The 14,176-nt window shown below is 72.0% G+C and carries 12 protein-coding genes; 5 read left to right on the top strand and 7 right to left on the bottom strand.

Annotated features, from left to right (window positions below):
• Positions 1–12: 12 nt before the first annotated feature.
• Positions 13–1,242 (top strand): pyridoxal-phosphate dependent enzyme, encoded by a 1,230-nt coding sequence (locus ACI2L3_RS02745; RefSeq protein ID WP_404750474.1) that lies wholly within the window; start codon positions 13–15, stop codon positions 1,240–1,242.
• 22 nt (positions 1,243–1,264) lie between these two features.
• On the opposite strand, the gene ACI2L3_RS02750 is transcribed toward ACI2L3_RS02745, so the two are convergent.
• From ACI2L3_RS02750 to iolC, 7 genes are all read right to left on the bottom strand, one after another.
• Positions 1,265–2,698 (bottom strand): APC family permease, encoded by a 1,434-nt coding sequence (locus tag ACI2L3_RS02750; protein ID WP_404750475.1) that lies wholly within the window; start codon positions 2,696–2,698, stop codon positions 1,265–1,267.
• A gap of 400 nt (positions 2,699–3,098) precedes the next feature.
• Positions 3,099–3,443 (bottom strand): 5-carboxymethyl-2-hydroxymuconate delta isomerase, encoded by a 345-nt coding sequence (locus tag ACI2L3_RS02755; RefSeq protein WP_404750697.1) that lies wholly within the window; start codon positions 3,441–3,443, stop codon positions 3,099–3,101.
• A gap of 68 nt (positions 3,444–3,511) precedes the next feature.
• On the bottom strand, positions 3,512–5,014 hold the full coding sequence (gene mmsA, locus ACI2L3_RS02760) for a CoA-acylating methylmalonate-semialdehyde dehydrogenase (RefSeq protein WP_404750476.1): 1,503 nt from the start codon (positions 5,012–5,014) through the stop codon (positions 3,512–3,514).
• Positions 5,015–5,031: 17 nt separating this feature from the next.
• On the bottom strand, positions 5,032–6,909 hold the full coding sequence (gene iolD / locus ACI2L3_RS02765; protein WP_404750477.1) for a 3D-(3,5/4)-trihydroxycyclohexane-1,2-dione acylhydrolase (decyclizing): 1,878 nt from the start codon (positions 6,907–6,909) through the stop codon (positions 5,032–5,034).
• Entirely contained in the window at positions 6,906–7,718 is an 813-nt protein-coding gene (gene iolB, locus ACI2L3_RS02770; RefSeq protein WP_404750478.1) for a 5-deoxy-glucuronate isomerase, read from the bottom strand. Before iolB ends, iolD begins: the two co-directional genes overlap by 4 nt.
• Before the next feature lie 49 nt (positions 7,719–7,767).
• Complete coding sequence (locus ACI2L3_RS02775; protein ID WP_404750698.1) at positions 7,768–8,655, bottom strand: deoxyribose-phosphate aldolase; 888 nt, start codon at positions 8,653–8,655, stop codon at positions 7,768–7,770.
• 65 nt (positions 8,656–8,720) lie between these two features.
• Positions 8,721–9,650 (bottom strand): 5-dehydro-2-deoxygluconokinase, encoded by a 930-nt coding sequence (gene iolC / locus ACI2L3_RS02780; protein ID WP_404750699.1) that lies wholly within the window; start codon positions 9,648–9,650, stop codon positions 8,721–8,723.
• Positions 9,651–9,814: 164 nt separating this feature from the next.
• Here iolC and ACI2L3_RS02785 point away from each other — a divergent pair, with 164 nt between their 5' ends.
• The 4 genes from ACI2L3_RS02785 to ACI2L3_RS02800 all read left to right on the top strand — a co-directional run bounded on the left by ACI2L3_RS02785 (position 9,815) and on the right by ACI2L3_RS02800 (position 13,963).
• Entirely contained in the window at positions 9,815–10,714 is a 900-nt protein-coding gene (locus tag ACI2L3_RS02785) for a sugar phosphate isomerase/epimerase family protein (RefSeq protein ID WP_404750479.1), read from the top strand.
• A gap of 216 nt (positions 10,715–10,930) precedes the next feature.
• Positions 10,931–11,128 (top strand): MarR family transcriptional regulator, encoded by a 198-nt coding sequence (locus ACI2L3_RS02790; RefSeq protein ID WP_404750480.1) that lies wholly within the window; start codon positions 10,931–10,933, stop codon positions 11,126–11,128.
• 155 nt (positions 11,129–11,283) lie between these two features.
• Positions 11,284–11,607: a heavy-metal-associated domain-containing protein gene (locus ACI2L3_RS02795; RefSeq protein ID WP_404750481.1), complete on the top strand. Its 324-nt coding sequence runs from the start codon at positions 11,284–11,286 to the stop codon at positions 11,605–11,607.
• Positions 11,608–11,698: 91 nt separating this feature from the next.
• Complete coding sequence (locus ACI2L3_RS02800) at positions 11,699–13,963, top strand: heavy metal translocating P-type ATPase (RefSeq protein WP_404750482.1); 2,265 nt, start codon at positions 11,699–11,701, stop codon at positions 13,961–13,963.
• Positions 13,964–14,176: the final 213 nt, after the last annotated feature.

A 14,176-nucleotide genomic window follows, 5' to 3' on the forward strand; every position in this document is an offset into this window, starting at 1 on the left:
GAGTCTCCCGTCATGACATCCCGGGATTCCGCCTCTCTCGACTCCCTCGGCTCTCTCGCCACCGGCCAGCGCTCCCTGGGCGATCCGGCCGTCCGCTTCCCGCTGTGGCCGCCGCTCACCGCCGGGTGCCCGGTCACCAGTACGGACACCGTGTCGTACCCGGTCGAGGTCGACTACGCCTACGACAAGGTCCCCGCCGGCCTGTTCACCACCGCGCCCGGCCGCCCGCACGGCCACGACCGGTGGGCCCCTCTCCTGCCGCCGCTGCACGCGCCCGGGCTCGGCGAGGGCGGCACGCCCCTCGTGCCCTTCGGCGACGGCCTCTGGATCAAGGACGAGTCCCGCAACCCGACGTGGAGCCACAAGGACCGCATCAACCGCGTCACCGTGAGCGCGGCGGTCGGCGCGGGCGCGGAGGGCGTCGTCGTCGCCTCGTCCGGCAACCACGGGGCCTCGGCGGCGGCGTACGCGGCGCGGGCCGGGCTGCGCTGCGCCGTGCTCACCTCGGCGGACACGCCGCCCGCGGTCGACGCGTTCCTGCGGGCGTACGGCGCCGTGGTGCTGCCGGTGCCCGTGGACGCGCGGTGGCCGCTGCTGCGGCGGATCGTGGAGCGGTTCGGCTACCACCCCGTCAGCAACGTGACGCCGACGCACACCGGGCACGCGTTCGGACCCGAGGGCTACAAGACCCTCGCGTACGAGATTTACGCCGAACTCGGCGTGCCCGGCGCGGTGTTCCTGCCCACCGGGTACGGCGAACTCCTCTTCGGCGTCTGGAAGGGCTTCGCGGAGCTGGTCGCGCTCGGCGTGACCGACCGGGTGCCGCACCTGTACTCATGCGAGCCGGCGGTCGGCGGCCCGCTCGCCGCCGCGCTGCGGGACGGGGTGCCCGCGACGCAGGTGCCGGTCGGCGAGACGGCGGCGTACGCGATCAGCTCGTCGGTGGGCGGCTACCGGGGCATCGTCGCCGTGCGCGAGAGCGGGGGTGCGGCGCTGCTCGTCACGGACGCGGAGATGGTCGCGGCGCGGGACGAGCTGGCGCGGGGCGGGCTGTGGCCCGAGCTGTCCGCCGCGGCGGGGCTCGCGGGGTACCGGCAGCTGGGTGCCGACGCGGTGGACGGTCCCGTGGTGTGCGTGTCGACGTCCAGCGGGTTCAAGGACCGTGACCTGCCGGCCGCCGCGGGCTCCGTCGAGCTGGACCCGGCGGACTGGGCGGAGGTGGAGCGGCGGGTGGGTGGATGAGCGGGTGGGACGGCCGGGCCGCTCAGCCCTGCCCGTCCTCCGGCACGCTCACCAGCCACCGCGTGTCCCGCCGCGGCCGCAGGTACAGCGCCCAGTACAGGGTGGCGGCCACGACGATGCCGCCGGTCCAGCCGAGGTACGCCAGTTCCTGCTGGCTCAGGACGTACGCGAGGACCGCGATCAGTACCACCGGCACCGCCGGCCACAGCGGCATCCGCCAGGCCGCCGCGTGGCCGTGCGAGCCGCGGCGGGCCAGCAGCGCGGCGACGGCGACCAGCAGGTACATGCCGGTCACGGAGACGCCGGTGACGCCGTACAGCGTGTCCAGGTTGACGAAGCAGAGGAGCGCGCCGGGGACGCCGACGAGCAGCGTGGCGATCCAGGGGGCGCCGGACGCGCCGAGCTTGGACAGCGCCTTGTTGACCGGCGAGGGCCAGGCCTTGTCGCGGGCCGAGGCGAAGAGGACGCGGGAGTTCTGGATGACCATGACGATGCCCGCGTTGATGATCGCGAGGGCGACGCAGAGGCTGACGAACGTGCCGACGGCCGAGTTGGACCAGGCCGCGACCATGGCGCTGATGTCGCCCTCGGTCAGCGCGGTGAGGCTCTCCGCGCCCATGGTGATGGCGATGACCGGCACCAGGATGATCACGGCGGAGATGGCGAGGGTGGCGAGGACGGTACGCGCGACGTTGCGGCGCGGGTTCTCCATCTCCTCGGAGAGGTAGACGGCCGTGGAGAAGCCCTGCGTGACGAAGAGGGCGATGGCGAGGCCGGAGACGATAAGCATCGCGGTGACGGTGTCGACGCCGCCGGAACCGCCCGAGCCTGAGCCGGAGGCCACCGACAGGTCCACCAGGCTGCCCGGCCCCCGCTCGGCGTGCGCGAAGCCGAGGACGGCCACGACGCCCGCCGCGACGACTTCGAGCACCAGGAAGATGCCGGTGATCCACGCGTTGGCGCGCAGGTCGAGGAGGCCCGCGAGGGTCGCGCAGATCATGACGCCCGCGCCCGCGTAGGACGGGTCGAGGTGGACGACCGGGGCCAGGTAGTCGGCCGTGCCCATGGCGATGACGGGCGGCACGATCATCACGACGAGCAGGGACAGGACGAAGACGAGCCAGCCGGCGAGGCGGCCCGCCATCGTGGAGACCATCGCGTACTCGCCGCCCGCGCTGGGGATGAGGGTGCCCAGCTCGGAGTAGCAGAACGCGACGCCCACGCAGAGCAGCGAGCCGATCGCGATGGTGAGGGCGGTGGCGGTGCCGAGCGAGGAGAAGAGGTCGGGGACGACGACGAAGAGCGTGGAGGCGGGCGTCACGCACGACAGCGTGAGGAGGGTGCCGCCGACGACGCCGATGGAACGCTTGAGCTTCTGGGGATCGCCAGGCACGGCCACCGGCGCCGGCGGGGCGTCGGGGGTGGCGGACTGGAGCGGGCGAAGCGTATCGGTCATGGAGCGCGGTTCCGATCGACTCGTACGGCAGGAGTGCGGTGAACGATGCGACGGGAGCCCTATCGCCTCCGAAGGCTGGTTGAGCTGCGTGTTTCGGTGGCTCCCGGCGCGTCATCGAACCCCGGCGACAACCGGAACGTCAACGGTCACTTACCTACGGAATCCGCAGCACGGTCACACTCCAAGTCGCCTCGCATTCCCAAGAGTTTGCCGAGACGGGCCTCAATGAACATGCCGCCACCGAAGATGACCTTCATATTGCAGGCGTATGAACATGGGGGCTTTAGCTGCCCGAATTGCGCCCTGTGCACGGGAACCGCAAGGAGAGCGTCAAAAAAGAATCAGGGCCGTCCGGAATCCGGACGGCCCTGCTGTACGTACTGTCACCGAACAATTCCGGTCAGTGCGTCGGATGGAGCCGGTAGGACGGATCGAGGTCGCGGACCTCCGCCGAGTACGTCGCGCCCTCGACCCCCGACAGGTGCTTGCCGAGCAGCGCGAGCACGTCGTCGGAGAGCTCCGCCTTCACGGCGGGCCCCCGCCCCGGCAGCAGCCCCACGGTGACGTGCACGAACGGCGCGTCGGGCCTGCCGTCGACGAAGGCCTCCGAGGAGCGGCAGAACGTCTTGCCGACCCCGACCGAGTCCACCCGCTCCACGACCAGCGGATGCAGCTCAGCCACCAGGGCGGGCAGATCCAGCACGCCGGACAGGGTGTCGGCGTAGTCGATGTCGATGTGCGGCATGCTCACGGCCTTTCATGCAGTGCACACGCATCGTAGAGCCGCACCCCTCCCGCCCCGACGGGCGGGTCTCAGTGGTTGCGCGGGAACCCCAGGTCCACCCCGGTCGGCGCGTCCGACGGGTCCGGCCAGCGCGTGGTGACGACCTTGCCGCGCGTGTAGAAGTGCGTGCCGTCGTTGCCGTAGATGTGGTGGTCGCCGAAGAGGGAGTCCTTCCAGCCGCCGAAGGAGTGGTAGCCCACCGGCACCGGGATCGGCACGTTCACGCCGACCATGCCCGCCTCGATCTCCAGCTGGAAGCGGCGGGCCGCGCCGCCGTCGCGGGTGAAGATCGCCGTGCCGTTGCCGAACGGCGAGGCGTTCATGAGCGCCACGCCCTCGTCGTACGTGTCGACGCGCAGCACGCACAGGACCGGGCCGAAGATCTCGTCCTGGTAGGCCTTGGCGGTGGTCGGGACGCGGTCGAGCAGGGAGAGGCCGATCCAGTGGCCGTCCTCATGGCCCTTCACCGTGTAGCCGGTGCCGTCGAGGACGACCTCGCAGCCCTCGGCCGCGGCGCCCGTGACGTACGAGGCGACCTTGTCGCGGTGGGCGGCCGTGATGAGCGGTCCCATCTCGGACGCCGGGTCGTTGCCGGGACCGATCTTGATCTTCTCGGCGCGCTCCTTGATCTTGGCGACCAGCTCGTCGGCGATCGCGCCGACCGCGACGACCGCCGAGATGGCCATGCAGCGCTCGCCCGCGGAGCCGTACGCGGCCGAGACGGCGGCGTCGGCGGCCGCGTCCAGGTCGGCGTCCGGCAGGACCAGCATGTGGTTCTTGGCGCCGCCGAGCGCCTGCACGCGCTTGCCGTTGGCGGAGGCGGTGGCGTGGATGTGGCGGGCGATCGGCGTGGAGCCGACGAAGGAGACGGCCGCGACGTCCGGGTGCTCCAGGAGGCGGTCCACGGCGACCTTGTCACCGTGCAGCACGTTGAAGACGCCGTCGGGCAGCCCGGCCTCGCTCAGCAGCTCAGCGATCTTCATCGACGCGGACGGGTCCTTCTCCGACGGCTTCAGGACGAAGGTGTTGCCGCACGCGATGGCCAGCGGGAACATCCACATCGGCACCATGGCCGGGAAGTTGAACGGCGTGATGCCCGCGACGACGCCCAGCGGCTGGCGGATGGACGCCACGTCCACCCGGCTGGCGACCTCCGTCGACAGCTCGCCCTTCAGCTGCACCGTGATGCCGCAGGCCAGGTCGACGATCTCCAGGCCGCGGGCGACCTCGCCGAGCGCGTCCGAGTGCACCTTGCCGTGCTCGGCGACGATGAGCTCGGCGATCGCGTCGCGGTTGGCGTCGAGCAGCGCGCGGAACTTGAAGAGGACCTTGGTGCGCTGGGCGAGCGAGGAGGTGCCCCAGGTCGCGAAGGCCTCGCGGGCGGCGGCGACGGCGGCGTCCACCTCGTCCACGTTCGCGAAGGCGACCTGTGTGGTGACGGCGCCGGTCGCCGGGTCGGTGACCGGACCGTACGTTCCGGACGCGCCCTCGACAGTCTTGCCACCGATCCAGTGGTTGACGGTCTTCGTCATGACAAGCATCCCTACTCTCACAGGTGGCGGCGTCGGGCTGCGACGTGCCGGTCGTACTCTTCCCTGGCCTTGACCGCGGACATCCGGGTCGCGGTCTCGGCCACGGGCACATCCCACCACGCCTGTGCCGGGGGCGGGCCCGACACTGTGTCTGCCGTTTCCGTCTCCACATAGACACATGTGGGACGGTCTGCCCCGCGGGCTTCGCGCAGCGCCTCGCGCAGCTCGCCGACGGTCCCGGCGCGCAGGACCCGCATGCCGAGCGAGGCCGCGTTCGCCGCGAGATCGACGGGCAGCGGGCCCCCGGTGTACGTCCCGTCCGGCGCCCGGAAGCGGTAGGCGGTGCCGAACCGCTCGCCGCCCACGGACTCCGAGAGGCCGCCGATGGAGGCGTAGCCGTGGTTCTGCAGGATGACGACCTTGATGGGCAGGTTCTCCTGGACGGCCGTGACGATCTCGGTCGGGTTCATCAGATACGTGCCGTCGCCGACCAGCGCCCACACGGGCCGCTCCGGCGCGGCGAGGGCGACGCCGATGGCGGCGGGGATCTCGTATCCCATGCAGGAGTAGCCGTACTCGACGTGGTACTGCCGCGGCGACCGGGCCCGCCACAGCTTGTGCAGGTCGCCGGGGAGCGACCCGGCGGCGTTGATGATCACGTCGTCGTCCGTCACCAACTCGTCGAGCAGACCGACGACTTGGGCCTGCGTCGGCCGTACGTCCGGTTCGTCCGCCCGGAACGCGGCGTCGACGCGCCGCTCCCAGCGCTCCTTGCCGTCCGCGTACTCGACGGCATACGCGGGTTCGACGCGATGGCCGTGCAGCGCCTCCGTGAGCGCTTCGAGTCCGGCGCGGGCGTCGGCGATCAGGGTGTCGGCCGCCATCTTGTGGCCGTCGAAGGGCGCGATGTTGAGGTTGAGGAACCGCACCCCGGCCGCTTCGAAGAGGGTGCCGGACGCGGTGGTGAAGTCGCTGTAGCGGGTGCCGACGCCGATCACCAGGTCGGCGGTGCGGGCGAGTCCGTCGGCGGTGGCGGTGCCGGTGTGGCCGATGCCGCCGACGTCCGCCGGGTGGTCGTGGCGCAGGGAGCCCTTGCCTGCCTGGGTGGCGGCGACGGGGATGCCGGTGGCGTCGGCGAAGTCCCGCAGGGCGTCCTCGGCGGCGCTGTGGTGGACGCCGCCGCCCGCGACGACCAGGGGGCGCCGGGCCTCGCGCACCAGCGCCGCCGCGGTGGACAGTTCGCGCGGGTCGGGGGCCGGCCGCCGGACGGTCCACGTCCGCTCCGCGAAGAACTCGTCCGGCCAGTCGTACGCCTCCGCCTGCACGTCCTGCGGCAGGGCGAGCGTGACGGCGCCGGTCTCCGCAGGGTCGGTGAGCACGCGCATCGCGCCGAGCGCGGCGGGGATCAGCGCCTCGGGGCGGGTCACGCGGTCGAAGTACTTCGACACGGGCCGCAGGCAGTCGTTGACCGACACGTCGCCCGCGTACGCCACTTCGAGCTGCTGGAGCACGGGGTCGGCGGGGCGGGCCGCGAAGGTGTCGCCGGGCAGCAGGAGGACGGGCAGCCGGTTGACGGTGGCGAGCGCGGCGCCGGTGACGAGGTTGGTGGCGCCGGGGCCGATGGAGGTGGTGACGGCGTGGGTGGCGAGCCGGCCGCGCTGACGGGCGTACCCGACGGCTGCGTGCACCATGGCCTGCTCGTTCCGGCCCTGGTGGAAGGGCATCTCCTCGGCGTACTCGACGAGCGCCTGGCCGATGCCGGCCACGTTGCCGTGCCCGAAGATGCCCCAGGTCGCGCCGATCAGCCGCTGCCGGGTGCCGTCCCGCTCGGTGAACTGCCGGGACAGGAAGCGGACAAGGGCCTGGGCCGTGGTCAGCCTGGTCAGCCGGTTCATCGGTATACCTCCGTGTGGTCGGGGTGGAAGCAGATCCGCCACTCCCGTTCCGCGCCCGGACCCGCCATCACGTTCAGGTAGTACATCGCGTGCCCCGGCTGGGCGACGGACGGGCCGTGCCAGCCGTCCGGCACGAGGACGGCGTCGCCGGTGCGGACCTCGGCGAGGACGTCGGTGCCGCCTTCGCGGGACGGGAAGACCCGCTGATACCCGAAGCCCTCGCGGCCGCCCGGCGCCTCGATCTCGAAGTAGTAGATCTCCTCGAGCTCCGCCTCGACGCCGGGGCGGTGCTCGTCGTGCTTGTGCGGCGGGTACGAGGACCAGTTGCCGCCGGGCGTGATCACCTCGACGGCGATCAGCCGGTCGCAGTCGAAGGCGTCCGCCGAGGCGAAGTTCCGCACCTCGCGGGCGCAGGTGCCGCTGCCGCGGCTCTCGACGGGTACCTCCGGCGCGGAGCCGTAGCGGGCGGGGAGTCGACGCTCGCACTTCGCTCCTGCCAGGGCGAAGCGGCCTCCCGCGCCGGAGGCGATCTGGATCCGGGCGTCACGGGGCACGTAAGCGAAGTCGGAGACTCCGCTGAACACGCTCTCGCGGCCCAGCAGTTCGATGATCCCGTCTGCTGTCTGCACCGTACAGCGGCCGGTCAGCGGGAGCACGATCCATTCACTCTCGCCGGTGGAGAAGGAGTGCCGCCCGCCCGGTTCCAGCTCGACGACGCGCAGGTACGAGTAGGCCCAACCGGCCTTTTTCGGGTCGATGTCGAGGGCGTACGGACCGTCGGCCGCACTCCCTTTCGGTACGTACGTCATGTGAGCCTCCTCAGCCTGTGCGCCCAGCCTGCCCTGCCCGTATCCCCTGCTACAGCAGTCCTACGGCCGTGTCGACCGCCGCCGTCACGTCCCCGTCGGGCGGATAGAGCAGCGCCCGGCCCACGACGAGCCCCTGCACGGTGGGCAATTGCAGGGCGCCGCGCCACTTCTCGTACGCGGCGTCTCCCCCCACGTCACCGCCGAGCAGGACAGCGGGCAGCGTCGAGGCCTCCATGACGCGGGCCATGTCGTCGGGGTTCTCGGTGACGGGGATCTTCAGCCAGGTGTACGCGGAGGTGCCGCCGAGTCCGGAGGCGATGGCGATGGAGCGGGTGACGGCGTCGGCGCTCAGGTCGTTGCGGGGCGGCCCCGTGCCGTCGCGTCCGGTGAGGAACGGCTCGACGAAGACGGGCAGCCGCCGCTCCGCCATCGCGTCGACGACGCGCGCGGCGGAGTGCAGGGTGCGGAGCGAGCCCGGGTCGTCGTGGTCGACGCGCAGCAGCAGCTTGCCCGCGTCGAAGCCGAGCCGTTCGAGGTCCTCGGGCCGGTACCCCGTGAACCGGTCGTCCATCTCGAAGGACGCCCCGGCGAGACCGCCACGGTTCATCGACCCCATGACGACCTTGCCGTCGAGCACGCCGAGGAGCAGCAGGTCGTCGAGGACGTCGGCGCTGGCGAGCACCCCGTCGACGCCGGGCCGCGACAGCGCGAGGCAGAGCCGTTCGAGGAGGTCGGCCCGGTTGGCCATGGCGAGCGGGTCCCGCCCCACCCCGAGCGAGCCCCGGGCGGGGTGGTCGGCGGCGACGATCATCAGCCGCCCGTCCGCACGGAGCAGCTCCCGCCGCACCCGCCGGGCGGCGGCTTCGGCGATGGCTTCGGGGTGCCGGGCCCGGGTCCGCGCAAGGGCGGCGACGTCAACGGGGATGAGGGAATTCAGCCCCTCCGGCGTTTGAGGAGCGGGGTCCGGGGCGGAGCCCCGTGCGCGGCGCCCCGGTGCGGCGTTCACGTGACGGCTCCCTCGTCCACCGCCAGGGCGACCTCGCCAGGAAACGGCATGGCGGAGGAACACTCCAGGCGGGAGGCGACGATCGCCCCCGCCGCGTTGGCGTACCGCATGATCCGCTCCAGCCCCCACCCTTCGAGCAGCCCGTGGCAGAGCGCCCCGCCGAACGCGTCGCCCGCGCCGAGTCCGTTGAGGACCTTCACCGGGAGCGGCGGCACCTGGGCCGACTCGCCCGCGCGGTTCATCGCGAGGACGCCGGCGGGCCCCTGCTTGACGACGGCGAGTTCGACGCCCGCGTCGAGCAACGCCCGCGCCGCCGCGCCGGGTTCGCGCACCCCCGTGGCGATCTCGACCTCGTCGAGGTTGCCGACGGCGACGGTGGCGTGGGCGAGCGCCTCGGCATAGGGCGCTCTGGCCTCCTCGGGCCGGTCCCAGAACATGGGCCGCCAGTCCAGGTCGAAGACGGTGATCCCCGACCGCGCGCGGTGGGCGAGCGCCGCCACCGTGGCCGCGCGGCTCGGCTCCGCGCAGAGCCCCGTCCCCGTCATCCAGAAGATCCGTGCCGCCCGGATCGCGTCGAGGTCGAGCTCGTGCGCGTGGATCTCGAGGTCGGGCGCCTTCGGCAGCCGGTAGAAGTAGAGCGGGAAGTCGTCGGGCGGGAAGATCTCGCAGAAGGTGACCGGCGTCGGCAGGCCCGCGACGGGGCTCACCCAGCGGTCGTCGACGCCGAACTCCCGCAGCGCGGTGTGCAGATACGTGCCGAAGGGGTCCTCGCCGGTGCGGGTGACGACGGCGACGCGGCGGCCGAGGCGGGCCGCCGCGACGGCGACGTTGCTGGCCGAGCCGCCGAGGAACTTCCCGAATTCGGTCACCTCGGCGAGGGACACCCCGGATTGCAGGGGATACAGGTCCACCCCGATCCGGCCCATCGTGATGACGTCGTACGGATCACTCACCCTGTGCGTCCCTTCGCCCGACCCGACGATCGTGTGCCCCCAGGTCTAATCCCGCCCGAGGAACCCTGTCAACATTTTGTCCTTACATTCGGACCACTGCTTGACACTCTTCCGGGACGGCCTGGAGTCTGGCGGCCATGACGACGCTGTCCCGCATCCGGATCGGTTCGGCGCCCGACTCGTGGGGCGTCTGGTTTCCCGAGGACCCTCGGCAGGTCCCCTGGCGGCGCTTCCTCGACGAGGTCGCGGAGGCCGGGTACGAGTGGATCGAGCTCGGCCCGTACGGCTATCTGCCCACCGACCCGGCCGAACTGACCGCGGAGACGGCCCGCCGCGGCCTCAAGGTCTCGGCTGGCACGGTCTTCACCGGCCTGCACCACGGGCCCGCCGTCTGGGAGAAGACCTGGGCCCACGTCGCGGACAACGCCGCGCTCGCGCAGGCCATGGGCGCCGAGCACCTGGTGGTCATCCCCTCCTTCTGGCGCGACGACAAGACCGGCACGGTCCTGGAGGACCGCGTTCTCACGCCCGCACAATGGCGCGAACTGACCACCCAGACCGAGCGCCTGGCCCACGAGGTCCGCGAGCGGTACGGCCTGCGCGTCGTGGTCCACCCGCACGCGGACACGCACATCGACACCGAGGAGAACGTCACCCGTTTCCTCGACGCGACCGACCCGGACCTCGTCTCGCTCTGCCTGGACACCGGCCACTACGCCTACTGCGGCGGCGACAGCGTCAAGCTCATCGAGACGTACGGCGAACGCATCGGCTATCTGCACCTCAAGCAGGTCGACCCGGAGATCCTCGCCACCGTGCGCGCGGACGAGGTGCCGTTCGGCCCCGCGGTGGCGCGCGGCGTGATGTGCGAGCCGCCCGCCGGGGTGCCCGCCCTGCGGCCCGTGCTCGCCGCGGCGCAGAAGCTGGGCGTCGAGCTCTTCGCCATCGTGGAGCAGGACATGTACCCGTGCGAGCCGGACCGGCCGCTGCCGGTCGCCCGCCGCACCCGCTCCTATCTGCGGTCGTGCGGCGCGTAGCGGCAGCCTCATTGCGTCTCTTCTGTCACAAACACTCCCGTCCTGTCACACATGTCTCGCGTACGCGGGGCTTGCGTCACAGGCGGTCGACAGTCGCCCCCCTGTGGTCACCCTGCGTCGTTGCACGGGGCACAGGCTGAGTGATCGCCACGCGTCACGTCCAGTTCCCCCGTCGGCCTCTCGGGCCGCCCTGGGCGTGCGCAGGGAGGTGCCACCATGACCGACCGCAGACTCTGGTCGTACAAGGAGATCGCCGCGCACATCCGTGTGCAGCCCGACACCGTGCGCTCCTACCGCAAGCACGGACTGCTGCCCGACCCCGACCACGTGGAGAGCGGCAAGCCCTACTGGTACGCGGACACCGTCCGCGCGTGGGTGGCCGCCCGGCCCGGCAACCGGGGCCGCAGGGGCTGACCCGCCGGACCCGAGCCCGTCCGCCGCGCCCCCGCCTCGTTGAGTAATACCCCCTAGGGGTATAGTCTTCGGTGTGTGAGGAGGTCGCCGGGGCTCCCGGGCCCCCTCCAGCACGCTACGCCGCATACGTACACATCCCTCCCGAGGAGAACGACATGAGCGCCCAGACCGAGCTCCCGCAGGCCGAGTCCGAGACGACCGGGTCCTGCTGCTCCCCCAGCGGTTCCTGCCACTCCGACGCCGCCGAGACGCCGCGGAACGGCGCCGTCACCACCGAGTACGAGGTGACGGGGATGACCTGCGGGCACTGCGAGGGAGCTGTGTCCGAGGAGATCTCCCAGATCGCGGGCGTCAGCTCCGTCAAGGCCGTCGCCGCCACCGGCCTGGTCACCGTGATCTCCGACGCGCCGCTCGACGAGGCCGCCGTGCGCGCCGCCGTCGACGAGGCGGGTTACGAGCTCGTCGGCACCAAGGCCTGAGCCCGGCCAAGCCGCGGGGCCCTGTGGTGCCGGACGCCGGCACCACAGGGCCCGCCGTCGTATCCCGACCCGGAAGTAGTACGAAAGAGTCATGACCGAAGTCGAACTCGCCGTCGGCGGAATGACCTGCGCCTCCTGCTCCTCGCGCATCGAGAAGAAGCTGAACCGCATGGAGGGCGTGACCGCGACGGTCAATCTCGCCACGGAGAAGGCGAAGGTCTCGTACGAGGAGGACGAAGGCGTCGCGGTCGACCAGCTCATCGCCCTGGTCGAGAAGCTGGGCTACACGGCCGAGGAGATCGTGCCGCCCCCGCCGGAACCCCCCGAGCCCGCCGCCGGCGGCGCCCCGGCCCCCACCACCGCCGACATCGCCGAGCCCGACACCCTGCGCCAGCGCCTGATCGTCTCCGCCGTGCTGTCCCTGCCCGTGGTGCTGCTCGCGATGGTCCCCGCCTTCCAGTTCGAGAACTGGCAGTGGCTCTCGCTGACGCTGGCCGCCCCCGTCGTCGTCTGGGGCGGCCTCCCCTTCCACCGGGCGGCGTTCACCAATCTGCGGCACGCGGCCGCGACCATGGACACCCTCGTCTCCGTCGGTACGCTCGCCGCCTTCGGCTGGTCGCTGTGGGCGCTGTTCGTCGGGGACGCCGGGATGCCGGGGATGCGGCACGGCTTCACGTTCACGGCCTCACCCGGTGACGGCGCCTCGACGATCTATCTGGAGGTCGCCGCGGGCGTCATCACGTTCATCCTGCTCGGGCGCTGGCTGGAGGCCCGCTCGAAGCGCAGGGCAGGATCGGCGCTGCGCGCCCTGCTCGAACTGGGCGCCAAGGACGTGGCGGTGCTGCGGGACGGCACGGAGAAGCGGGTGCCGGTCGGGCAGCTGGCCGTCGGGGACCGCTTCGTCGTACGCCCCGGGGAGACCGTCGCGGCCGACGGCACCGTCGTCGAGGGCGCGTCCGCGATCGACGCCTCCATGCTGACCGGCGAGTCCGTGCCGGTCGACGTGGCGGCCGGTGCCGTCGTGACCGGCGGCACCGTGAACGTCTCCGGGCGCGTCGTGGTGCGGGCCACGCGCGTCGGCTCGGACACCTCGCTCGCGCGGATGGCGCGGCTCGTCGAGGACGCGCAGACCGGCAAGGCGCAGGTGCAGCGGCTCGCCGACCGGATCGCCGGGATCTTCGTGCCCGCGGTGCTGCTCATCGCGACCGGCACGCTCGGCGGCTGGCTCGGCGCCACCGGCGACGTGACCGCCGCGTTCACCGCGGCCGTCGCCGTCCTGATCATCGCCTGCCCCTGCGCGCTCGGCCTCGCGACCCCGACGGCCCTGATGGTCGGCACCGGGCGCGGCGCCCAGCTCGGCATCCTCATCAAGGGGCCCGAGGTCCTGGAGTCCACGCGCCGCGTCGACACCGTCGTCCTCGACAAGACGGGCACGGTGACGACGGGCCGCATGGAGCTGACGGACGTGCACGTCGCCGGGGACACCGGGGAGGAGCTGCTGCTCCGGCTCGCGGGCGCCGTGGAGCACGCCTCGGAGCATCCGGTCGCCCGCGCCGTCGCGGCCGGTGCCGCCGGGCGGCTCGGCATCGGGGCCGGCGAGCTGCCGGTGCCGGAGCGGTTCGAGAACGTCGCGGGGTCCGGGGTGCGCGGCACGGTGGACGGGCACGAGGTGCTCGTCGGCCGGGAGCGGCTCCTGGCGGACGCGGGGGTGACCGGCCTGGAGGCGGTGGCCAAGCTGCGGGACGACGCGGAGGCGGCCGGGCGCACGGCGGTCCTCGTCGCCTGGGACGGCGCCGCGCGCGGTGTCCTCGCGGTGGCGGACGCCCTGAAGGAGACCAGCGCGGAAGCGGTGCGCGACCTGCGCGCGCTCGGTCTGACGCCGGTGCTGCTGACCGGTGACAACAAGGCCGTCGCCGACACGGTCGCCCGCGCGGTGGGCATCGCGCCCGAGTCCGTGTACGCGGAGGTCCTGCCGCAGGACAAGGTCGATGTCGTACGACGGCTCCAGGGCGAGGGCAAGGTCGTGGCGATGGTCGGGGACGGGGTGAACGACGCGGCCGCGCTGGCCACCGCCGATCTGGGGCTCGCGATGGGCACCGGCACGGACGCGGCGATCGAGGCGAGCGACCTGACACTGGTGCGCGGGGACTTGCGGGTCGCGGCCGACGCCATCAGGCTCTCCCGGAAAACCCTCGCCACCATCAAGGGCAATCTGTTCTGGGCCTTCGGCTACAACGTGGCCGCGCTGCCGCTCGCGGCGGCCGGTCTGCTGAACCCGATGATCGCGGGCGCCGCGATGGCGTTCTCCTCGGTCTTCGTGGTCACGAACAGTCTCCGCCTGAGGACGTTCACATAACCCCTTCACAAGGCCGTTTCAGCATCCTCACCACTGCCGCCAGATCCCCATATCGGGCCTCTTGCGCATGTACTGGACATATGCAAGAGACGCAGATCACAGTGATCCGAACGTAACCATTGAGGGGGGTCGAGAGTCTAATGGTGCGATGCAGGAAGATGTCTTGGGGGACGTCGTCCGGCATCAGGGGACATCTTGGGGGATGTTTCCTGG

It is taken from the genome of Streptomyces sp. NPDC029674 (assembly GCF_044903205.1).
Lineage (GTDB): Bacteria > Actinomycetota > Actinomycetes > Streptomycetales > Streptomycetaceae > Streptomyces.

What these genes read in the sequence shown, in the direction of transcription:
- ACI2L3_RS02745 (WP_404750474.1), top strand. Translation starts at nt 13, where the DNA reads ATGACATCCCGGGATTCCGCCTCTCTCGACTCCCTCGGCTCTCTCGCC.
- ACI2L3_RS02750 (WP_404750475.1), bottom strand. Translation starts at nt 2,698, where the DNA reads ATGACCGATACGCTTCGCCCGCTCCAGTCCGCCACCCCCGACGCCCCG.
- ACI2L3_RS02755 (WP_404750697.1), bottom strand. Translation starts at nt 3,443, where the DNA reads ATGCCGCACATCGACATCGACTACGCCGACACCCTGTCCGGCGTGCTG.
- mmsA (WP_404750476.1), bottom strand. Translation starts at nt 5,014, where the DNA reads ATGACGAAGACCGTCAACCACTGGATCGGTGGCAAGACTGTCGAGGGC.
- iolD (WP_404750477.1), bottom strand. Translation starts at nt 6,909, where the DNA reads ATGAACCGGCTGACCAGGCTGACCACGGCCCAGGCCCTTGTCCGCTTC.
- iolB (WP_404750478.1), bottom strand. Translation starts at nt 7,718, where the DNA reads ATGACGTACGTACCGAAAGGGAGTGCGGCCGACGGTCCGTACGCCCTC.
- iolC (WP_404750699.1), bottom strand. Translation starts at nt 9,650, where the DNA reads ATGGGCCGGATCGGGGTGGACCTGTATCCCCTGCAATCCGGGGTGTCC.
- ACI2L3_RS02785 (WP_404750479.1), top strand. Translation starts at nt 9,815, where the DNA reads ATGACGACGCTGTCCCGCATCCGGATCGGTTCGGCGCCCGACTCGTGG.
- ACI2L3_RS02790 (WP_404750480.1), top strand. Translation starts at nt 10,931, where the DNA reads ATGACCGACCGCAGACTCTGGTCGTACAAGGAGATCGCCGCGCACATC.
- ACI2L3_RS02795 (WP_404750481.1), top strand. Translation starts at nt 11,284, where the DNA reads ATGAGCGCCCAGACCGAGCTCCCGCAGGCCGAGTCCGAGACGACCGGG.
- ACI2L3_RS02800 (WP_404750482.1), top strand. Translation starts at nt 11,699, where the DNA reads ATGACCGAAGTCGAACTCGCCGTCGGCGGAATGACCTGCGCCTCCTGC.